This window comes from Pedobacter ginsenosidimutans, assembly GCF_001442625.1.
GTDB lineage: Bacteria > Bacteroidota > Bacteroidia > Sphingobacteriales > Sphingobacteriaceae > Pedobacter > Pedobacter ginsenosidimutans.
In genome coordinates, this window is record NZ_LMZQ01000003.1 from 143,150 (window position 1) to 166,070 (window position 22,921).

Below are 22,921 nucleotides of genomic sequence, written 5' to 3' on the forward strand. Positions count from 1 at the left end.
AAAACCCCGAACATTCGGGGTTTTATTGTTTTATCTATTTTGTATCTTTCGGCCTTAAAATATAATCCACCATTTTAAACCTGTTGGAATTAATTACACATAAAATAATCAATGAAGAGAATTTTTTTAGCGGTATGTCTATCCGGTATCGCTGCAGCATCTTATGCACAAACCAAAACAGCAGCAAAGAAACCTGTTGCCAAAAAACCAACTACAGCCGCAAGTAAAACATCAACCCTTACAGCGGGTTTAAAATCTACTTTAGATTCTACCAGTTATGCTTTCGGCACTTCTATCGGCGCGGGCCTAAAAACAACCGGCCTTTCTACCCTAAATTACGAAGTATTGTTAAAAGGCTTAAAAGATGCATTTACAGGTGGCAAGGTTATTTTAACTCAACAGCAGGCACAACAATGTATTAATGAGGCTTTAGCCAAGGCATCATCAGTAAAAAACAAAGCTGAAGAAGCAGCAAATAAAATTAAATATGCACCAATTATGAAAGAAGGACAAGATTTCTTAGAACAGAACAAAAAACGTGCAGGTGTACAAACAACTGCAAGCGGTTTACAATACGAAGTTTTAACTGCTGGTACTGGCGTTAAACCACTGGCTACCGATTCGGTACTGGTTCACTATAAAGGGACATTATTGAACGGAAAGCAATTTGATAGCTCATACGACAGAGGTGAGCCGATCTCATTCCCTTTAAATCAGGTAATTAAAGGATGGACAGAGGGTGTACAGTTAATGCCTGCTGGCTCTAAATACAAATTTTTTATTCCATATGATTTAGCTTACGGAGCACGTGGTGCAGGACAGGATATCCCTCCTTACAGCACTTTAATCTTCGAGGTTGAATTGTTAAAAGTGAACGGGAAATAAAATTTATATTCGTGCAGTCGGATGTTACCATCCGAATGTTAATGAAATTAAATGACGATTTTTTAAAGATAAATGTGCAGCCAGATGTTACCATCCGGCTGTTTTTTTTTGAACAGACATTGAAATAGTTCCTTCAAAAAGCATGTTGAATACCATGTCAGATGGTAACATCTGACACCACACAAAAGTAAATTTGGCTATTGTGAAAGATGGTAACATCTAACGCCTCGACCAGGACGATTCCAGGCAAATAAGTCATTTACAAAAACTTTCTTCAGTATTCAATGTTAGCTATTACAAATTAACATGAATATGAAAAGAGCATTCCCTTTAGTACTGATTGCATTTTTATGCACTACCTTAAGCAGTTGTGAACTAGTAGAAGGTATATTTAAAGCCGGCGTTTGGGTGGGCGTAATTGTAGTTGTAGTAGTGGTTGCACTGCTGATCTGGATTTTATCGAAGATATTTGGCGGAAGGGGCTAATTTTTCAACCTGTCACGTTGTCTAAAGTACTCCTACAGAGAGCCTCCCGATGAATCGGGACAGGTTGTCGAAACGTTTGAAACTAAATTTAAACGGGGCCTTTGACAAGCTCTCATTGACAGGTTTTTAATGGCGTGATCGTCTTTCCCGCTCAGGCGGGAATCTTAAAGCACTTGCATTACGATTCCCAATCAAGTGGGAATGACGCCCCCTCACAGCCTATCGCTGCAATAAAAATACGTTGTCATGTATAGTTATTTTTATAAAAAAATATCCCTCAGGATGACAATTTTATATTAATTCTACAGCTTCTTTATACCTATAAAAAGATCATATCGGTAATTACCACACTACCGGCGTGTTCATTCAGTTTTTGGATAATGCCCTGGCGTACCATAACCAGTTCATTTTTGATTACCGAAGATTCGATGCGCAAAAACAGTTTTTTATCGTGGATATAGATCTGCTTTGTCCTGTTGGCTATGGCGGTACCCATAATCTCCGGCCAGATGGACAAGATTGAAGTTTCGTCGAATTTACGACGCAAACGGTATACATCCAGCATTTTGCTGATGGCATCCTTTACTGTAACATCATTAGGTTTACGCATTTTGTATAGTTCCGTTATCTACTTCGAACAAAGTTACATCAACTTCTATTTTTTCAAAAATTGATTTTACTCTTTCTCTTCCTGTATCTGTAATAAATATCTGTCCAAAATCATGGTGGGAAACCATTTGCATTAATTTTTGAACGCGGTTATCATCCAGCTTATCAAAAATATCATCCAGCAAAAGCAAAGGTTTGAATCCCTTGTTTTTAGCGAGATAAGCGTATTGGGCAATTTTTAGGGCTATTAAAAAAGATTTCTGCTGACCTTGGGAGCCAAACTTCTTTAAAGGCATTCCACTGATCACAAAAGCCAGTTCATCTTTATGAATACCAGTTGTGGTACGCTCCAGCACACGGTCTTTCTCTACCGATTTCTTTAACAGCTCTTCGAAAGTAGCCTCATTCAATTGCGATTGATAATTCAGCTCTACAATTTCCCTGTTTTCGGTAAGATAGGTATAATATTGATTAAACAGCGGAATAAACTCATCCATAAACGCCTTACGGATAGTGAATATTTTATTTCCGGCCATAATCAATTGCTCATCCAAAATTTCGAGCAGCGTAGGGTCATACTTTCTGGTAATGGCGATCTGCTTTAGCAAAGCATTACGGTTTAACAGAATGCGGTTATAGGTAATCAGCTGATCCAGATAATGTGCGTCTGTTTGCGAAATAACATTATCTATAAACTTTCTCCGCTCCTCACTACCTTCCATAATCAGGTTTACATCATAAGGCGAAACCATCACTACAGGAAAAAGACCAACATGATCAGCCAATTTCTCGTATTCTTTTTTATTGCGTTTGAACTGTTTTTTTTGGTTGCGTTTTACCCCGCAGGAAATTTTTTCGTTTTTTTCGTTACGATCAAAATCGCCCTGGATCATAAAGACCTCTTCATTGGTTTTGATCTGCTGGCTATCGATGGGATTAAAGTAACTTTTACATAGACAGAGGTAGTGAATAGCATCGAGCATGTTCGTTTTACCAGAGCCATTATTACCCGTAAAAACGTTTACCGTTTCCGAGAAATGGAGATCTGCATCGGTATAGTTCTTGAAATTTAGAAGGGTAATATTTTTTAACCACATAAATATGTCACAAATTTACCGTTTTTTAGCCTCTTAACATCCATTGTTTAAAATAAACGTTAATAACACTTAAAAAAATTGTACTTTCATAGCAAGGAAAATTAGATGGTTGCACAAAAAATGTTAGAAGGGAATGTTCTATGGTCTTACGATCATGAACTGACCAATGAGAAAAGTTCGGGCTGGATAAAAAAAATCGCAGGCTTATTTTCGTTTTTAAAGCCAATTCACAATCACGAAGGCAATATCTTATTGGCCTCGAATGGTCTTTTTATTACCGGAGATGAACATTTGGAACTTCCATTATCGCATATAGAAGAAGTTTACATGGGCTTCGACGATTTATTCCCAGCTTCATCGGCAAAAAACTTCGGCGCATTCTGGCAGCCCATCAGAATTAGATCTACGGTGAGCCGCTCCGAAAGCCAAACGGTATACCTGGTGATTAACCACACTGGTATTTTTAGCGACAACCAAACCTGGTTTAACACACTGATTAGCTTGTTACGCTAATTATCATAACGATTTTACAATCTGCACGCCTAAATAACTAATGTTTAATCAAATACTTCAAAATAAAGATTGATACTTTGATTGAAAAATGTATTTTTGCAATCTTAAATTTTTTAAACAAACATGTCTACAACAGATAACCAGACAATTCAACCAACTAAAAAAGGTTCATTTTTACAAGAGAATAATAAGAGCTTACTGTTTATTGCAGGTGCTGTAGTTTTATTAGTTTTAATATATCTTTGGTATCAAGGCGTGTATTTAAAAGGTCGTGCTGAAGAAGCCGCTAGCAAAATGTACAAAGCAGAACAATTTGTTGGTGTAGATTCATTATCGAACAGAGCTGTTAAAGGTGAAGGTGGTTACCCGGGCTTAGAGCAGATTGCTAAAGAATACGATAACACAAAATCGGCAAACTTAGCTAACCTTTACTTGGGTGGTATTTACTTACGTAAAGGCGAATATAAACAAGCGATAGAGGCATTAAGCAAATATAGCGCTACTGGTAGCCCAGTTGCGGATCCATTGGCTTTAGGTTTACTAGGCGATGCTTACAGCGAATTAAAAGACTTTAAACAAGCGGCTACTTACTATAAAAAAGCGGCAGATAAAGCAAGTAAATTTACCTCACCAATGTTTTTAAAGAAATTAGGATTGGTTAACGAAAGCCAAAATGATTTTAAAGGTGCTGTTGATGCTTATACTAAAGTAAAAACACAATACCCTGAGAGTGCAGAAGCGCAATTAATTGATGCTTACATTGCAAGAGCTCAAGAAAAAGTTAAATAATCATTAACTAAACATATTTATGAAAAGATCATCGAAAGATGATCTTTTTTTGTTTAGTATCTTTTCGTCATCTCGACTGAAGCGCAGCGCAACGGAGAGATCTATGAAGAGCAGTCGCTAGATTCCTCCACTACGGCCGTATGACGACCAATCTAATATCTTAACTCACCAAATAGAATAAAAGACTTGTTGATTTTCTTTTTTGGAAATCAGGGACAGCTATTTTTCGGATGAGACAGCCCCGCTTTACACTTTACTCCGTTGCACTTCGTGTTCGCTGCAATCGGGTTTAGGTGGCGCGGCCAGCAGTACTATTTCAAGTTGCATGGTGCAGAAAAAGGAAGCCGGCCCTACATGATTCGCCGGATCAGAGAGTCTGTGAGCACACAGACCATGACTCGAAAAGAAATCTATATAAAATATGCTATTCAACCTCTAATAGAAGCAAAGACCTTGCCCTTTAAACCTGATTGAAATGGAAAGCCCGGAACCCGATCCTTTATCGGGTGAGGACTTGCAATGAAAAGCAGGACGAACAATAAAAAGAGCCTCTGCAATTGCTTTCCAAATTATCCTTTCTTCCGCTACACCCTCGTAGACAAATTCCATTAGTATCATTGAAGTGCAACGGAACCTTGCCATTTATTACCACATAAGGCAATGAGGAACATATAAGGTTAAATTTGTTTTATCTCTCTAGGGGATTCCTTCGTCATAAAAGATCCTTCGCTGCACTCAGGATGACAGCATGGACAGCTAACCAACTACTTATTAAAAGCCGTCATGGTGTGGGCAGGCCCAACGGTTACATAACTTTTAATCAGCTCTACGCTTTTATCAATCAACGCAGGGAGTTCTAATTGCTCATTCTTATCAAACAAACCCAAAACAAAATCTACCTGTCGGCCTTTTGGATAATCGTTACCAATACCGAAGCGCAAGCGTGCATAGTTTTGTCCGCCGCAAACCTCTTCGATGCTTTTTAAGCCATTATGGCCAGCGCTAGAGCCCTGTAGCTTTAACCTCAGTTTACCGAGAGGCAATGCAAGGTCATCAACAATCACCAAAACATTTTCTGGTGCTATTTTTAACTCCTTCATCCAATAGTTTACGGCTTTACCACTTAGGTTCATAAAAGTAGTTGGTTTAATTACATGGAGTTTACGCCCTTTAAAGCTTACCTCCGAATAATATGCCAAACGGATATTCTCAAAACTTCCATCTAAATTTTTAACCAGTTCATCGGCGATATCAAAACCAATGTTATGTCTGGTATGTGCATAATCTGGTCCGATATTCCCTAAGCCAACTATAAGATATTTCATGGAGCAAAGATAATAAAAAGGTTGAGGGCAGGAAGGCAGAGGGTTGAAGGTGAAGATGAAAAAGTCCGAAGTCAGGAGTCCGAAGTCGGGAGCCCATACCACGAATTTAATTCATTCATTTTCAATCAGTTTCTTAATGAATAGCGGAGTGGTTAGCGTTAGGCGGTTAGCGGACTAACTTTGATGTAAATAAAAAAAGCGTTCCGAATTAAATCGAAACGCTTCATCTTGAAATCAAGAGATCCTAAGAATCCTGATTATTTTTTACCTTTAGCAGCTTCAGTTTCTGCTTGTTTTAATGCTCTAGACATTGCAACAGAAACGATAGTATCTTCAGGAGTGTTAGTAATTACATATTTATCACCTTTAAGGTCACGAACACGGAATAAACTACCTACTTCTAATTTCTCTAAGCTTACTTCTACGTTTTGTGGCATATTGGCTGGTAATGCTTTAACACGTAGTTTACGCAATTTCTGGATTAATTTACCCCCCATTTTAACACCTGGAGATGTTCCTGTTAATTTAACCGGAATCTCCATAACGATTTCTTTCTCATCGAATAACTGAAGAAAATCGATGTGCATTAATACGTCGGTAAGTGGGTGAAACTGAGTGTCTTTTACGATAGCTTTAGTTTTAGTACCGTTAACATCAATCTCCACAAAGTTTACATCCGGGGTATAAATAACATCTCTTAAGTCGGCAATAACTACAGCAAAGTGTTGTTGCTCTTTTCCACCATACAATACCGCCGGAACCTTACCTTCGTAACGAAGTTCCTTGGCATCGCGTTTCCCTACGTTCTCTCTTGGAGAACCGCTAATTGCGATTGTTTTCATTTTATTTTTATTTAATTATTAGTATCAAGTATTAAGTATCGAGTATCAAGACCTTAAGCCTTTAACCCTCTACCTTCAACCTTATTTATTAGTAGTCAGTATTAAGTATCGAGTATTAAGACCTTAAGCCTTTAACCCCCTACCTTCAACCTTATTTATACTCTAAACAGATCACTAATCGAACCATGCTCGTTTACATTGGCAATTGCCCTTGCAAATAAACTGGCTGTGCTTAGCACCCTAATTTTTGGACTTTCCTGTTTTAATGGAATGGTGTCCGTAACGATTAACTCGGTTAATACCGAATTTTCTACCGTTTCTATTGCTTTGCCCGATAATACAGCGTGTGTACAAACCGCCCTAACACTTGCTGCTCCGTTTTCCATAATCAAAGCCGCAGCTTTTGATAAGGTTCCGGCAGTATCGCAAATATCATCGATCAATACGACATCCTGTCCGGTCACATCACCAATAATCGACATCGATTCGATTTCGTTGGCGCGTTTACGGCGTTTATCGCAAATAATTACTTCAGCATTAAAAAACTTGGCAAAAGTACGTGCCCTGTACGAACCGCCCATATCTGGCGATGCGATAGTTAAGTTTTTTAAGCCTAAGCTTTTGATATAAGGCACAAAGATTACCGATCCATCTAAGTGATCAACCGGGATATCGAAGAAACCCTGTATCTGTGCAGCATGCAAATCCATCGTCATGATGCGGTGGATACCTGCTGATTTTAATAAGTTAGCTACCAATTTGGCACCGATTGCTACACGAGGTTTATCTTTTCTATCCTGACGGGCCAAACCATAATAGGGAACAACTGCCGTAATATAATGTGCTGATGCTCTTTTAGCAGCATCAACCATTAGCAAAAGTTCCATTAAATTATCGCTGGGCTGATAAGTAGACTGGATTAGAAAAACATCACTACCACGGATTGACTCATCAAAAGAAGGCTGAAACTCTCCATCACTGAATTTGTGAATGGTTACGCTACCAAGTGGCTTGCCGTAATGTTCGGCAATCTTAAGTGATAATCCCTTAGAACCTGTTCCGGAAAAAAGCTTTACCGGGTTAAACTGCAATGGCATGGGTTCGTGTAGTTTACGGTTAAAAAAAATCGGATCATGTCTATTTAAAACATGATCCGACATTAAATTTTAGTTGTCCGACCTGGATTCGAACCAAGACAAACGGTACCAAAAACCGTTGTACTACCCTTATACTATCGGACAAAAACTTCTCAAGGATATTCTCCTCGAAAGGGAATGCAAATGTAGGAACCTTATTTTAAATATGCAAGAGTGATTTTAAAATATTTTTAATTTCTTTCCCGCTGTTCCTGTTTGCGATGCAAAGATAAAAAAATCATCATATAGCGTGCAACATTTTCTTTTTTTATGCGACTTTTTTTACTACGAACCACTTAAATCATTTATTATCAAAGACTAAAATTAAACTATGAATTACTCAAGGATCAACACCATTGGAGGCTGGCTCTGTTTTATCGTTGCCGCGCTCACCTATATCTTAACTTTAGATCAATCTGTAAGTTTCTGGGATTGTGGCGAATTTATTTCTTCGGCTTTCCGAATGGAGGTAGTTCACCAACCGGGCGCTCCAATAGTTTCCATGATCCAAAGATTGTTTTCGGTACTCGCTTTTGGCGATAAAACCAAAGTAGCTTATTTTATGAATGTGGCTTCGGCTCTGGCAAGTGCAGGTACCATCCTCTTTTTGTTCTGGACCATTACCGCACTGGCCAGGAAAACGGTAATTAAAAAAGGGGAAGAAATCACTAACCAAAAAATTATTGGGATTATAGGTGCGGGTTTTGTTGGGGCATTGGCTTATGCCTTTTCTGATAGCTTTTGGTTTTCGGCTGTAGAGGCAGAGGTTTATGCCATGTCGTCGCTTTGTAGTGCTATTGTATTTTGGGGCATATTAAAATGGGAATCGCAGGCTGACGAACCAAAATCAGACCGATGGTTACTTTTTGTGGCTTACATTATGGGGATTTCTATCGGTGTACACATCTTAAACCTGCTTACCATCCCTGCTTTAATATTTGTTTATTATTTTAAAAAGAATCCCTCGCCCAATTGGCAAAGCGTGTTAAAAGTATTTCTTATTTCAATCGCTGTATTGGCAGTGGTACAGTTCGGCATTATTCAGTACATGATATCTTTTGCTGCAAATTTCGATTACTTTTTTGTGAATACAATGGGCCTGGATTTTGGAACGGGTGTATTATTTTTTGCCGTTTTAGTGATTGGGGGCCTGGTTTACGGCATCCGTTATTCTATCCTCACAAATAAAAGGGCTTTAAACCTAGCCATGTTGTTTACCGTTTTGCTTCTATTTGGATACAGTTCTTTCGCCTTACTCATTATCAGAGCACAGGCCAAACCAAATTTAAACAATACCGATCCGGAGAATGCTTTTAATTTTCTGAGTTATGTAAACCGTTCGCAATACGGAGACAGGCCTTTGTTATATGGCGAAAATTACAATTCGGAAAAGATCGACATTAAGGAAAGCGGAAAACTTTACAGAAAAGGAGAAACAAAATATGAATCAGCAGGAACAAAATCTGATTATGTTTTTGGTGATAAAACTTTAGCTCCACGCATGTACAGTGATAAGCCCGAGCACATTAGGTTTTACAAAAGTTACATGGGTTTTGATGATGAGCATAAACCTACCTTGATGGACAACCTAAAATATATGTTCTCTTTCCAGACCGGACAAATGTACATGCGCTATTTTATGTGGAATTTTGTAGGCAGGCAGGACAATGAAGATGGGCAGTTTGGTGGGAAAGATGGCAATTGGCTCAGTGGCATTAAACCTTTGGATGCGATCAGACTGGGTGATCAGAAAAACCTTCCGCCATCCATTGTAGAAAACAAAGCGTACAATAGGTTTTTCTTTTTGCCGCTGATTATCGGTTTGATCGGTGCGGTTTGGCACTTTAAACGGAACCAAAAAGACGCAGGTATTATCGGTTTATTATTTGTTTTCACTGGCATTGCCATAGTAGTTTATCTGAACTCAGTTCCGATTGAACCGCGTGAAAGGGATTATGCCTATGTGGGTTCTTTTTATGCCTTTGCGATCTGGATAGGTTTAGGCGTATTTGGTTTAAAGGATTTTATTTTCCAAAAACTTACGCCTACACGGGCCAGTATTTTTGCTTCGATTATTGCCTTATTCGGTGCGCCGATTATTATGGCCAATCAGGGATGGGACGATCACGACCGTTCTGATAGCCATGTTGCCAGAGATATGTCTGTCAATTACCTAAAATCGTGCGCTCCCAATGCCATTTTGTTTACTTATGGCGATAATGATACCTATCCCGTTTGGTACGCGCAGGAAGTAGAAAACATCCGTCCGGATGTGCGTGTGGTAAACCTAAGTTTATTCACCGCCGATTGGTACATAGACGGAATGAAAAGAAAGCAAAATCAATCCGCACCGCTTCCTTTAACGATTAAGCGCAATCAATATGTTGCGGGTACACGCGATATTACGTATTATCAGGATTATAAAATCGCCCAGCATATTGAGTTACAGGAAATTTTAGACGTGCTCCTATCCGATCATGACGAAGATAAAGTAACCATGACGGATGGTTCTAAATACAATGTGTTACCGACCAAAAACCTTAAACTGGCAGTAAATCCACAACAGGTTTTGGATACCGGAACCGTACCCAAAGAAGATGCAGGTAAAATTGCAAGCAGTATGGAGTGGACTTTTAACCAAAATTATGTTACGAAAGGGACATTGGCCTTGTTTGATATTTTGGCACACAATAATTGGGAACGACCGATTTATTTTACTGGGGCAATGCCAGATGAGCAATACGTTGGGTTAAACAAATACCTTTATGTGGAGGGATTGAATAAAAGGTTATTGCCTTTGAAACCAGATACGGCAATTACACAAGATTTTGACCGCGTAAACCTGAAACCGATGTACAACAATATGATGAATGTTTATGGTTTTGGCAATATTAAATACGCCAACCATTTAGATAGGCAATCTGCTGATGATGTAACCATGTTCTCGAATATGTTTAACGGTTTATTAACCGGCTTGATAAACGAAGGTAAAATTACCGAAAGCAAAAAAGTGGCTAATAAATATTTTGAGGTAATTCCTGCTAAATTTTACAGTATGCGTCAGGTAATGAGCACTTATTATTTCACTGAAAACCTTTATCGTTTAAATGATTTAAACCGCGCAAATGCAATGATCAAAAAAACGGCCGATTATGTAGGCAAAGAACTCACCCACCTGGCTGATGTTTCGGAAAGCAAAAACCAGCTATCATCTGAGCAGGATGTGCGTTTCTACCTGGGCTATTTAGGACAAATGGTAAAATTAACCGAGGTTTTTAAACAGGACGAGCTAAGCAAAAGCCTTGAAAAAAAATACAACGATCTGATTGTAAGGTTTACCCCATTTGCAGCGGGTTAAGCAAAAAACATTCTAAATTTTAACCCATAGGCAGATTTTACTTTTCTGTTTATGGGTTTTTGCTTCTCCGATAAATTAAAATCCTTTATGTTAAAGGCCTTAAGCCGTTAAAAATTGTTAAATCAATCCAAAAATTTACCTGTTTTATCGACTAGAATAGTTAATTTCGGCAGCATTTTTATGTGAAAACAATTTTTAATATCATTAAACAAACCAATGAATTATTCAAAAGTTAATAATATAGTAGGCTGGATCTGCTTTTTAATTGCTACACTAACTTACGTTTTAACCTTAGAGCCTTCTGCCAGTTTTTGGGATTGTGGTGAATTTATCGCATCGGCATTTAGAATGCAGGTTGTTCACCAACCTGGTGCGCCTTTGTTCTTAATGATCCAACGTTTCTTCTCTATTTTTGCTGCAGGAGATTTAACCAAAATCGCTTACTGGATGAACGTTGGTTCGGCTGTATCGAGCGGGGCAACTATCTTATTCTTATTTTGGACCATCACCGCATTGGCTAAAAAAACTATATTAAAAGCTGGTGAAGAGCTAACAACCGGTAAATTGATCAGCATTATGGGTGCAGGTGCCGTTGGTGCTTTGGCTTATACTTTCTCTGATAGTTTTTGGTTTTCGGCAGTAGAATCAGAAGTTTACGCACAATCATCGTTATTTACAGCGATTGTATTCTGGGCTATCCTTAAATGGGAAGCACATGCCGATGAGCCACGTGCTGATCGTTGGTTATTGTTTATTGCCTATATTATGGGTTTATCAATTGGCATCCACTTGTTAAACCTGCTAACCATCCCAGCACTTGCTTTTATTTATTATTTCAAAAGAACGGATAAAGCAACAACATCGGGAATTATTAAAACCCTTATTGTTGGTATTTTAATCTTAGCGGTAATCCAATATGGTATTATCCAATACCTGGTTTCATTCGGTGCTTATTTCGATTTATTCTTTGTTAACACATTAGGTCTGGGTTTTGGAACAGGCGTTTTATTCTTCGCTATTTTATTAATCGGCGCCCTGGTTTGGGGAATCCGTTATTCTATCAAACACCAAAAGAAATTATTAAACTTAGGTTTAATTTCTACCGTATTAATCATTTTCGGTTATGCATCATTCTCCATGATTATCATCAGGGCTAAGGCAGATCCGAATTTAAATAACAGTGCACCGAAAGATGCTTTCTCTTTCTTAAGCTACTTAAACCGTGAGCAATATGGCGACAGGCCATTGGGTTACGGTCCTAATTATAATTCTGAAAGAGTAGGTGTTACGGAGAATGGTAAAACCATCTGGAGAAAAGGAAAAGACAAATATGAGGTAGCGGGTAAAAAAACCGATTACGAGTATAACAACAATACTTTATTGCCACGTATGTATAGCGATGACCCTAAACATGCGGCTTTTTATAAAGAATGGATGCGCTTAGATGATGCTAAAAATCCTACTTTGGTAGATAATGTTGGTTTCTTGTTCAGCTACCAGATTGGCTATATGTATATGCGTTATTTCATGTGGAATTTTGCTGGCCGTCAGAATGATGAGCAGGGTCAGGGTAGCGGATTTGAGGGCTCGTGGATTAGCGGTATTAAACCAATAGATGCATTGCGTCAAGGCGACCAAAGTCATTTACCACCATCAACTGTTGATAACAAAGCATATAACCGTTTCTTCTTTTTACCATTAATTTTAGGCATTATTGGTGCACTTTGGCATTTCAAACGTAACCAAAAAGATGCCGGAGTTGTTGCATTATTATTCTTCTTTACGGGTATTGCCATTGTATTATACTTAAATCAAAAACCATTAGAGCCCCGCGAAAGGGATTACGCTTACGTAGGATCGTTCTATGCCTTTGCGATATGGATTGGGCTCGGGGCGCTCGCCATTAAAGAGTGGTTGTTTAAAAAACTAACGCCAACTGCCGGTGCTATTGGTGCCACGGTGATTGGATTATTGGCTGCACCGGTAATTATGGCCGAGCAGGGATGGGATGACCATGACCGCTCTACAAAAATGGTTCCGCATGATATTGCTTTAGATTATTTACAATCCTGTGCGCCAAATGCCATCTTATTTACTTACGGCGATAATGATACCTACCCACTTTGGTATATCCAGGAGGTAGAAAATGTTCGTCCGGATGTTCGTATTGTAAACTTAAGCTTGTTTGATACGGATTGGTACATTAACGGTTTAAGACAAAAACAAAATGAATCGGCCCCATTACCAATTTCGATGAAACCTGAGCAATATGTACAGGGAGAAAGGGATGTAATGCCATACGATGATTACAAAATTGCAGGTAGTGTTGAGCTTAAAAACATAGTTGATTTGCTGCTATCAAACGATGAAAGCGACAAAGTACCTATGCAGGATGGATCAAAATCTAACTTCCTGCCAACTAAAAACCTCAAAATTACGGTAGATCCACAGCAAGTAATCAGTACAGGAACGGTGCCTGCAGCTGATGCTTCAAAAATCACCACCACAATGGATTGGAAATTTAACAAAGGTTATGTTACTAAAGGAACTTTGGCCATGTTTGATATCCTTGCACATAACAACTGGAAACGTCCGATTTATTTCGCTTCTACAGTGCCTTCTGAACAATATAATGGCTTAGATAAGTATTTATACAGCGAAGGTTTAGCTATGCGTTTATTGCCACTTAAAGCTGATACGACAGCATCTGAGGATAGACCAGAGCAATTAAATACGCCTGTATTGTACAATAATGTGATGACTAAATTTAAGTGGGGTAATATGAAAACCGCTAAATATTTAGATCCACAGTCATCAGATGATACTTTCATTTTCACCAATCTCTTCAGTAGCTTAACCAGCAGCTTAATTAAAGAAGGTAAAACTGCTGAGGCCAAAAAAGTAGTTGATAAATATTTTGCAGTAATGCCTGATAAATTCTTCGGCATCCGTACGGTTGTTGTGAAATTTTACATGGCTGAAAACTTATATAAACTAGGGGAAACTGCCCGAGCTAATGATATTTTAGACAAATCAGGCGATTATATCAACAAGGAATTAAACTACCTGGCTGATATTTCACAATCAAAAGGTTTAACTGGATCGCAGAACATTCAAACAGGATTATACTACCTGGACAGAATGATTAAAACGAGTAAAGCTGCCGGTCAGGATAAATTAAGTGATAAGCTGCAGAAAACATTCAACAGTTTAGAAGGGCGTTTATCGATGTTTTTCCCACAACAGGGACCACAACAGTAAACGGATCTAAAAATAGCTTACAAAGCAGCTGCATTAATTTGTAGCTGCTTTTTTTGTTGACCAAACCTATCAGGTTTTAAAAACCTGATAGGTTTAAATAGGTCGTCATTTCGAGCGGAGTGCAACGCAGCCGAGAAATCTATCAAGATAGATCTCTCCATTCGCTGCGCTTCAGTCGAGATGACGAGAAGTCTAGGTACGATCCGTAATAAACCCTTCGGATTTATCCACAAAAAAATCCCGTTTAGCATTGCCAAACAGGATTCAAATTTATTTTAGTTAATGATTATTCGTTTACAACACCCATCGCACAGAATTTTTCAATTCTTTGTTCGATCAGTTTATCGGTTTTTAGTTTACCTAAAGCAGCTAAATCTTTAACGATATAATCTTTTAAAGTTCGGCCCATTAACTCGGGATCCTGATGTGCACCTCCAAGTGGCTCCGGAATAATACCATCGATTAGTTTGTTGCCAAACATATCATCAGAAGTTAATTTTAAGCATTCAGCAGCTTTCTCTTTAAAATCCCAGCTTCTCCATAAAATAGATGAGCAGGATTCAGGAGAGATTACCGAGTACCAGGTATGTTCTAACATGTAAACTTTATCGCCAATACCAATACCTAAGGCTCCTCCTGATGCACCTTCACCTACAACTATGCAGATAATTGGCACGCGGAGAATAGACATTTCCAATAAATTTCTCGCAATAGCCTCACCTTGTCCACGTTCTTCTGCCTCTAAACCAGGGTAAGCACCCATAGTATCGATAAAAGAAACAACCGGTTTATTAAATTTTTCAGCCAAACGCATTAAACGCAAAGCTTTACGGTAACCTTCAGGGTTGGCCATACCAAAATTGCGAAACTGACGCTCTTTGGTGTTTTTACCTTTCTGGTGACCAATAACCATTACAGTTTGACCATTTATGGTAGCAAAACCGCCAATAATCGCCTTATCATCTTTAACGGTTCTATCGCCATGCATCTCAATAAAATCATCGCAGATCATATTGATATAATCGAGGGTTTGCGGGCGATCAGGATGACGGCTCATCTGAACCTTGTTCCAACCAGTTAAATTTTTATATAAGTTATTGGTAGTTTCATCTAATTTACCATCAAGCTCGTCTAAAGTGGCAGACATATCTACCTTAGTTTTTTCGGCAACTTGCTTAACCTTTTCTATCTGCTGAACTAAATCGGCAATAGGTTTTTCAAAATCGAATGATGTTTTTATTTGCTGCATAATTGAACCACAAAAATAAGTAATTATTTTTAGTTTGCAGTGAACAGTTTTTTGTTTGCTTTTTTGAGGGGATAAATTGTTTCCAAAAGTTGGCAAACCAGGAGCTATGTGCAAAGAATTTGCAGTCTATAGAATCTAAAATTATGATTTGGAAAGCAATTGCATTGGCACTTTGGTTTGGTTCCGTCCTGCTCTCCCTCCTGCCACGAAGGGTGGCATCCGTACGATCAGGTTTATATTATTATGGCTTCTGCAGCTATGCCGGGTTTCCGTGCCACCGCCCTAACCTACCTAGCCCTGATTGTAATGGAAAGCAGGACGAACGATAATTATTACACTGCAACTGCGCTCCGAATTTTTACAAGCATTTATACCATTTGCTAGAATTCTGTTGGTCCTGGAAAAATAATATCATTTGGAAAGCAATTACAGTGGTGCTTCGGTTAAAACAGTCCTGCCATTTGCTTTAGCCCAGATGAAAAAAATCTGGGGCTACCACGGCTGTCAGGTTTAGATTACACCTGTTCCTGCAACTATGCCAAGTTTCCGATCCGCTGCCTAAAAAGAGGTTCGTGAAGACACGAACCTTGGCGAGGGGTTTTCTCCATTTCGCTGCGCTTCAGTCGAAATGACGACCAAAAGAACTAAAACTTAGCGGCCTCACCTGCTTTTGGTAATGCTTTTTTGATAAACTCACGGATATGGTTATTTGCCGTTTTCAGATCGTCTTTACGTAAATACATCATATGCCCGCTACGATAACCTTCCCAGCTCATACGGTCTTGCAGTTTACCCGCAGCATCTAATTGCCACATGCTGTATTTCGCATTGAAATAATCGCAGGCCCCGTCGTAATAACCCGATTGCACCAACAAATGCAGATAGGGATTCTGTGCCATGGCCTGACGAAGGTTATCGCCGGTTTGATCACCTGTTTTATCCCATGGGTAAACAGAGCCGAACATATTGTATTTCAAATCGGTTTTATAATTCAGCTCGTTGCGGATATACATATTGATGGCAGGTGTAAATGAATGCAACCAAGAGGTTAGCTCTGCATTATAATCGGGTCCTTCGCCAGCACTCATTTTATCGATACCACGATAGCGCGAATCTAACCTGCCTACAGTAAAACCTTTATCTCTCAGCAGTTCTTTCCAAAAGAAATCAGTAGGTACATTGAGGTTGTAATCTAATATCACTTTTTCAGAAAGTCCAGAGTAACGGGCCATTTTTGTGGCAATGGCTTTCTTTTTATCGGCACTCAACATCCCGCCCTGTGAAATAGCAGGGATTAATTCATTAATGGTAAAATTTTCAACTTCAGGAAGCATAGCCGTTAAATCTTTACCTTGTAAATCGGCAGACAGGGCTTTATGGTACCAGGCTGTAGCTGCAAAATAGGGTAAACGCAAAGCCGCATCAACAGGACCACTACGCTCAATACCAAGTTCTGTTGGTGAAACCAAAACCACGCCATTTAAATACATCCATTGACTGTTCTGCAGCTCTAAAGCCAAGCCCGAAACGCGTGTGGTACCATAACTCTCGCCAATTAAAAATTTTGGAGAGGCCCATCGGTTATTGCGGGTCACAAAAGTATTGATCCACTCGGCCAGGTATTTGATATCGGCACGTACCCCAAAGAACTTATTGGTTGGAATATCTTTACTCACCGCTCTCGAATAGCCAGTATTAACCGGATCGACGTAAATAATATCGGCAACATCTAAAATAGAATATGGATTTTCTTTATAACCATAAGGCTGCACCGGATAACCTTCATCATCAATATTCAAAACTACAGGCCCCGTATACGCGATGTGCATCCAAACTGAAGCTGAGCCCGGGCCGCCGTTAAAAGAGATTACTAAAGGCCGTTTATCGCGATTTTGCACATCACTGCGTTCGTAATAAGTATAAAACAAACCTGCAATTGGTTTTCCGTCTTCATCCCAAACGGGCAGTGTACCTGTTGTAGCCTTATATGGAACGGATTTGCCATCGATATTTACAGTGTGATTGGTAACAACAGAACTTTCTACCTTAATGGTCCTTTCGTTTGCTGAAGATTTAGGTTCGTCTTTAACGGTAACCTGGGTAGTGGTTACGGTTTCTTTAGATTGGTTTTTTCTTGGTTCTTGTTGTGCATATGCAAAAATGCCCATGCTTAAAAATGTAACGAGTATAAATCTGAATTTCATTGTTTTGGTTTGGTTTCTAAATATCAAACTATTGTAGCGTTATTCAAAAAGCGCATTAGAAATGTTACCATAAAAAAACCAACATTGCTTTTGGCAATGCTGGTTCTGCAAAAAACTGCTGCATTAAAGCAGTAGACTCTTTATTTAGCGTAAAACTTAAATTACAACGGCTTCGGCGCTTGTATCTGAAATTTGCCAACCAATAGTCGGGTTTCCAGTTACCAATACATCTACAAAATATTCGTAATACGATCCCGCCTTATAACCTTCAAAAGCATCGGCATAAATTGGGCCTGAGGAATGCGATACCGAGGTTAGCGGAACGTTGCCCTCTCCTTCTATACTTACTGTAATGCTCGAATAAACCTGCCCGGTGGTATACTGAAGTGTTGCCACAGCAGCCAGGCCATTACTGGTGGTAAAATTTTTAGTAACTGTAACTACACCCCGACGCATGACCTTTTTTGGAGCAAGGGCTACTTTTTCGGGCGTAAAACTACTGAACAGACAAACGGTAAAAGCTAAAGAAGCTACGAGTAAAGCAATTGTTTTTTTCATTTTCTTTGGTTTAAATAGGTTAAATTTTAAAATATTAATTAAAAATCATTTGTGTATAGCACCAGAAATACAACTACAATCTTACGCGGTAGTAAAAGTGGATAACCCTTATATTACAGGTGAGGTTACAGTAGCCTGTGAATTAAATATAGTGCTTTATTGAGGAGATATTTCTCCGAATCAACGCGCAAACGTTTGATTAACAAGACAATACCAAATCACAAAAAATAACCAAATCAAATAGCTAAGCCTGTTTAATATGATAGCTTAAATCTACTTTAAGCATAAGAAAACAAAGTCGCAAACTGGCACAGCACAAACGTTTGCTTAAAATGTTATCCAAAATGTGGGGAACAAAAAAGCCGACAAGCATATTGCGATGTCGGCTGGCAAAAACTAATTTAATCGAGACGGGTTATTGTTTAATTTCTTTTATCATTTTAAGGCCAGAATTTCTTCATCTGATAATACCTTATTCCAAACTTGTAATTCATCTAACTTTCCTTTAAATCCACCAACTGTTTGAAGCGGGAAAAACAAAGTTTCCGATTTACGTACTTTCGTTTTGTCTTTATCTGTAAACGTGATCCAGTTATCGTACAATCGTTTTTCGAGTTTACCATTTACATAAAGACTGGTGCCTTTGTTGGTTCCGGTTATGACCACGTGTGTCCAGCTGTTTTCAGGCAGAGCATATCCAAAATCAATATCATAACCTTCCCTCGAAAACCCAAGTTTACCTGTACCCGTCTGTTTTAATTTTACAGTTGCATTGGGAGATTTGAATAGTACTGCACCATCCGAGTTGTTACTGGCAGGGTTTACCCAAAAAGAGACAGTATAATTATATCCTATTTCAGTGTACGGTAACCTGGCATAACTATCTTTTCCTGAAAACGATAAAGCATTCTTTAAATATCCTTCAGTATAAGTTGCGACAGTAGTTTTGATTTGTTTGTCCTTTTTATCAAAATTAAACCGGGCTGTAAATGGTGCATCATTTTTAGATAACTTTCCACTGATGTTTAATGATGGGCCTTCTCCTATCTTTTTGCTCAAAACGTTAAAATCATCGAACGTTAAAGTTGTATTATTTCCGCCCCACATCTTTTGTGCTAATACCTGCATGGCTGGGAATACTCTGTCGTGTACATCTTTTTCTGTAATTCCGTTGCCTACAATATCATTCCACACGGCAAAAGAGCCACCTAATATAGTAGGATCGCCAGGTGTAAACTGAACATTTCCGATCATTGAAGGGGTCCATTTATTATAAAGATTTTTAATATTCAGGTAATCGTAATAGTATCCTGCTGCAGGTACAATATACAGCCATCCATCAGGCGTGCTAATTTGCTTATAGCCCAGTTTCTTCATTTCAACAGGGTTAGCATAACCGTTATACCAGGTATTCATTACCACGTTTTCTACTTTCACAGGGGTAGTGCCTTTTGCATGTGTTAACGCTCCCCAAAGCCTAACATCTTTTCCAAACCCCTCTACATATTTAATCATGCGATCGGTAAAAGCCCTAAAAACTTCTGCATCTTTTTTAGCATATTCATCTGTACCAATGTGAACCGCTTTACCCGTAAACACTGGTGTACTACCAGAAATATATTCTTTAAATACATTTTCCATAACCGTATAACTAAGTGGATTATGGAGATCGAGGTGATCCATACCATACGCTTTACTGCCAATTTCGGGAACTACTTTAGTAAAGGCCAGTGCATGTGCTGGTGCATCAATTTCTGGAATAATACGAACAGCATAATTATCGGCTAACTGTTGCAGCGCCATAAATTCCTTTTTGGTATAAGAACCGTCTTTTGCCGTCAGCCCCGGGTAGGTTGTATTTTCTAAGCGAAAAGCCGAATAGGTATCGGCCCAATTATCATTGAAGTATTTTTTAAAGCCATTGTCATTTAGGTGAATCTGAAAATCGTTCAATTTGTAGTAAGACATGAATTTCACATAATCTCTCAAAAACTGCAAGCTAAAGAACTTACGGCCAACATCGAGCACAAATCCACGTACTTTAAACGCTGGATAGTCTCTCGCAACCCCTTTTGGAATGGAATTTTTCTGTTCCAGTAACTGTAGCAAAGTTCTGGTTCCCCAGAATAATCCCTGGTATTTTACTGCACTAATGGTAACATACTCCTCTGTATTAAAGTAATATCCTTCTTCGCCAATGCTTTTATCTGTTACGCTTAAGGTTAAAAAGATATCGCCTTTTTTAGCCTTACCTTTCACAATTAACAGGTTAAAACCCAACTGATCTTTCAGCTCTTGTTTTAAAATATTTGCTGCGCGCTGTAATTGTTTCCCATTCGATGTATTCAAAACAATTCTGCTGGTTGCAGTCAAAGAGAAATCGCCTTTACCACCGTGCCATTCGCGCAAAGCAGGGATTACAAAAGGTTGTGGGTTAACACCAGCATCTGAAAACTTCCCAGGTACAACAACCTGTTTAGCTATATCGTACTTTATCGAATCGCTTACCTGACTAATCAGTTCGAAATACAAGTTGACATTTGTGGCAACCAGTGGCGTGATAATATCGCCAGATGGATTTACAATTGGTTCGCGATTACTTCCCTTGAATACCAAGGAATAACCCTTTGGACTTTCAGGAAGAATAATTTTCTTGTCGCCTGCCTTTATTTCTCTAATGTTAGGTACTGACTGAATAACCGTGCTGTCGGTTTGACCGAATAAAAGGCCTTGAGTGACAATAACGAAACCAAGAGTAAATAGAATGCTTTTCATATGTAAATGATGAATTATTATAATTAGCGTTAGCGTATTCCGTTCAGCACATTACAGTTTTAATACTGAAGATGATGCACTTATGAGTTAAAGATAAACTAAACTTCTTTATACGCTCAAGTAAGTTTTGCGCAAACGTTTGATGAAATGCAATAACAAACAATGGAATAAAAAAGCCGACACTGCATAAGCAATGTCGGCTGGTAAAAAACCGGGATGATATAAATTATTTATCCCACCAAACTCTACCTGCAAGGTTATCGCCACCTGGTACAGCTGCGGAAGCGGCCTTGTAGTTAACACCATTTTTAGCTGCTTCCTCTACTGGATAAGGGAAACGACGGGGAATAGTTCCGTTAGTAGCATTTCCCGGATAAACTACAGGAGTTAAAGCCGGAAATCCTGACCTGCGCCAATTAGACCATGTTTCGTAAAAATCCAACATGGTGCATGTATGTAACCAATATTGGGTATTAATCATTTCCAAACCGTTAGCTGCGATGTACGGATTGGCGATGGCATAGGCATCGGCTACAGTGCTTGATATTGCCAGACTGGCGTCGTATTGAGATAAGAAAGTGATACCAGCAGATAAACCATTAGCGTAGTGGGCAGCGGCCGATCCACCAATTGCCCATCTTTGTGCAGCTTCTGCCAATAATAATTCGCTTTCGGCATAGGTTAGGATAAAAGTGACGCCATCTTTCTTAATCATTGCTGGGTTAGGTGATGAATAAGCAGGGAAAGTTGTATAAGAAGCATCTTGCCTAATATCCCTACCAGCAATGCCACTTAAATCTTTCCCATTGGGCATTCCTTTTTGAGCAACTGGATCGGAGCTGTAATTAGGATTTTGTGTCTTCGTATTTTCATCAAGGAAAAGCCCTGTGACGGCAACCTTTCCTAAACGTGGATCGTTCGCTGATTTTAATTTGTTAATAAAGTTTTGTGACCACTTCACATAATAATTTTCTTGTCCGCCGTCGCCAGCCAATACCTGGCTGTTGCGGTTCTGAGTAACCCTTGCGCCTGCTACATCGTGTTTAACGAAGGCATTATCATCATTACTGGTCATGGTTTTACCAATAACTTTTTGTGCATAGGTTTTAGCTGTATTTTCATCTACTTTAGTTAAACGCATGGCTATGCGTAATAATAAAGTGTTACCGAATCTCTTCCATTTATTGATATCTCCTTTGTAAATGGCATCTCCTGTAACCTTATCGCCATTAACATCCAATGCATTAGTTGCTTCTTCTACCTCTTTTAATAAATCGGTATAAATTGCCTGTTGCTTATCATATTTAGGTGCTAAATTACCTGTATAATAACCTTGTCCTGCTTCCGAATAAGGCACATCACCATACAGATCTGTAATACGCTCAAAAATTAAAGCTTTCCATAAACGTGCAACCTGGCGTACATTATTATACTTAGAAGATCCTTTTGTAAATTCAACAATATCAACAATAGGTTTAACCTGCTCTACGTAAGCACCAACAGTTGTACCTCCCCAATAAGCGGCAGTATAACCTTCATTAAGCAGATACTTATCTCCTGCCCAATAGCTTACTACCGTAGAAAGCCCCTGCATCATAGTAGATGAATAAATCAAATTCCCTCTCCAGGTATCATAAGCGAAATCGGTACTTCCAGTGTAAGTAAGCTGAGCGGTAGTTAAGGTAAAATTAGGATCGAAAGTAGCCGCTCCATATGCAGAAGGGTTGGTATTGATATCTTCGAAATCTTTGGTGCAACCAGAGATTATTAACATGCCTATACAAAGTAACAGGCTATATTTTTTTAATATGTTAGTTTTCATTGTTCTGTCTGT

Annotated in this window: 16 protein-coding genes; 6 read left to right on the plus strand and 10 right to left on the minus strand. The window is 38.9% G+C overall.

Annotated features, from left to right (window positions below; genetic code table 11):
• Nucleotides 1-111 precede the first annotated feature (111 nt).
• Both bamJ and ASU31_RS04660 read left to right on the plus strand, forming a co-directional pair.
• Nucleotides 112-885, plus strand: a complete 774-nt coding sequence (gene bamJ, locus ASU31_RS04655; protein ID WP_057931224.1) for a BamJ family beta-barrel-assembly machinery protein — start codon at nucleotides 112-114, stop codon at nucleotides 883-885.
• Between the two features lie 312 nt (nucleotides 886-1,197).
• On the plus strand, nucleotides 1,198-1,371 hold the full coding sequence (locus ASU31_RS04660; RefSeq protein ID WP_245224470.1) for a hypothetical protein: 174 nt from the start codon (nucleotides 1,198-1,200) through the stop codon (nucleotides 1,369-1,371).
• A 319-nt stretch (nucleotides 1,372-1,690) separates the two neighbouring features.
• Here ASU31_RS04660 and ASU31_RS04665 read toward each other — a convergent pair whose 3' ends face one another.
• Nucleotides 1,691-1,981, minus strand: coding sequence for a DciA family protein (locus ASU31_RS04665; RefSeq protein ID WP_029278338.1), 291 nt, complete (start codon nucleotides 1,979-1,981; stop codon nucleotides 1,691-1,693).
• Nucleotides 1,974-3,077 (minus strand): DNA replication/repair protein RecF, encoded by a 1,104-nt coding sequence (gene recF, locus ASU31_RS04670; RefSeq protein ID WP_057931226.1) that lies wholly within the window; start codon nucleotides 3,075-3,077, stop codon nucleotides 1,974-1,976. Before recF ends, ASU31_RS04665 begins: the two co-directional genes overlap by 8 nt.
• A 105-nt stretch (nucleotides 3,078-3,182) precedes the next feature.
• Here recF and ASU31_RS04675 point away from each other — a divergent pair, with 105 nt between their 5' ends.
• Both ASU31_RS04675 and ASU31_RS04680 read left to right on the plus strand, forming a co-directional pair.
• Nucleotides 3,183-3,590 (plus strand): hypothetical protein, encoded by a 408-nt coding sequence (locus ASU31_RS04675; protein WP_057931227.1) that lies wholly within the window; start codon nucleotides 3,183-3,185, stop codon nucleotides 3,588-3,590.
• Nucleotides 3,591-3,713: 123 nt separating this feature from the next.
• Nucleotides 3,714-4,379 (plus strand): tetratricopeptide repeat protein, encoded by a 666-nt coding sequence (locus ASU31_RS04680; protein WP_057931228.1) that lies wholly within the window; start codon nucleotides 3,714-3,716, stop codon nucleotides 4,377-4,379.
• 764 nt (nucleotides 4,380-5,143) lie between these two features.
• Here ASU31_RS04680 and pth read toward each other — a convergent pair.
• From pth to ASU31_RS04700, 3 genes are all read right to left on the minus strand, one after another.
• Complete coding sequence (gene pth, locus ASU31_RS04690; protein WP_057931230.1) at nucleotides 5,144-5,704, minus strand: aminoacyl-tRNA hydrolase; 561 nt, start codon at nucleotides 5,702-5,704, stop codon at nucleotides 5,144-5,146.
• A gap of 257 nt (nucleotides 5,705-5,961) precedes the next feature.
• On the minus strand, nucleotides 5,962-6,546 hold the full coding sequence (locus tag ASU31_RS04695; protein WP_057931231.1) for a 50S ribosomal protein L25/general stress protein Ctc: 585 nt from the start codon (nucleotides 6,544-6,546) through the stop codon (nucleotides 5,962-5,964).
• Nucleotides 6,547-6,701: 155 nt separating this feature from the next.
• Nucleotides 6,702-7,643 (minus strand): ribose-phosphate pyrophosphokinase, encoded by a 942-nt coding sequence (locus tag ASU31_RS04700; protein WP_029278327.1) that lies wholly within the window; start codon nucleotides 7,641-7,643, stop codon nucleotides 6,702-6,704.
• 370 nt (nucleotides 7,644-8,013) lie between these two features.
• Here ASU31_RS04700 and ASU31_RS04710 point away from each other — a divergent pair, with 370 nt between their 5' ends.
• Together ASU31_RS04710 and ASU31_RS04715 are read left to right on the plus strand one after the other, a co-directional pair.
• Nucleotides 8,014-11,040, plus strand: coding sequence for a glycosyltransferase family 117 protein (locus ASU31_RS04710; RefSeq protein WP_057931232.1), 3,027 nt, complete (start codon nucleotides 8,014-8,016; stop codon nucleotides 11,038-11,040).
• A gap of 216 nt (nucleotides 11,041-11,256) precedes the next feature.
• Nucleotides 11,257-14,301, plus strand: coding sequence for a glycosyltransferase family 117 protein (locus ASU31_RS04715; protein WP_057931233.1), 3,045 nt, complete (start codon nucleotides 11,257-11,259; stop codon nucleotides 14,299-14,301).
• 286 nt (nucleotides 14,302-14,587) lie between these two features.
• Here ASU31_RS04715 and ASU31_RS04725 read toward each other — a convergent pair whose 3' ends face one another.
• The 5 genes from ASU31_RS04725 to ASU31_RS04750 form a co-directional block, all read right to left on the minus strand.
• The gene (locus tag ASU31_RS04725) at nucleotides 14,588-15,550 is read right to left on the minus strand and encodes an acetyl-CoA carboxylase carboxyltransferase subunit alpha (RefSeq protein WP_083505291.1); all 963 of its coding nucleotides are present in this window, start codon (nucleotides 15,548-15,550) and stop codon (nucleotides 14,588-14,590) included.
• Nucleotides 15,551-16,194: 644 nt separating this feature from the next.
• Nucleotides 16,195-17,754 (minus strand): S10 family peptidase, encoded by a 1,560-nt coding sequence (locus tag ASU31_RS04730; RefSeq protein WP_057931235.1) that lies wholly within the window; start codon nucleotides 17,752-17,754, stop codon nucleotides 16,195-16,197.
• A 156-nt stretch (nucleotides 17,755-17,910) separates the two neighbouring features.
• The gene (locus ASU31_RS04735) at nucleotides 17,911-18,312 is read right to left on the minus strand and encodes a hypothetical protein (protein ID WP_157257924.1); all 402 of its coding nucleotides are present in this window, start codon (nucleotides 18,310-18,312) and stop codon (nucleotides 17,911-17,913) included.
• A 435-nt stretch (nucleotides 18,313-18,747) separates the two neighbouring features.
• A complete protein-coding gene (locus tag ASU31_RS04745; RefSeq protein ID WP_083505271.1) occupies nucleotides 18,748-21,087 on the minus strand; it encodes a family 20 glycosylhydrolase in 2,340 nt (779 codons plus the stop codon).
• 226 nt (nucleotides 21,088-21,313) lie between these two features.
• The gene (locus ASU31_RS04750) at nucleotides 21,314-22,909 is read right to left on the minus strand and encodes a SusD/RagB family nutrient-binding outer membrane lipoprotein (protein WP_057931238.1); all 1,596 of its coding nucleotides are present in this window, start codon (nucleotides 22,907-22,909) and stop codon (nucleotides 21,314-21,316) included.
• Nucleotides 22,910-22,921: the final 12 nt, after the last annotated feature.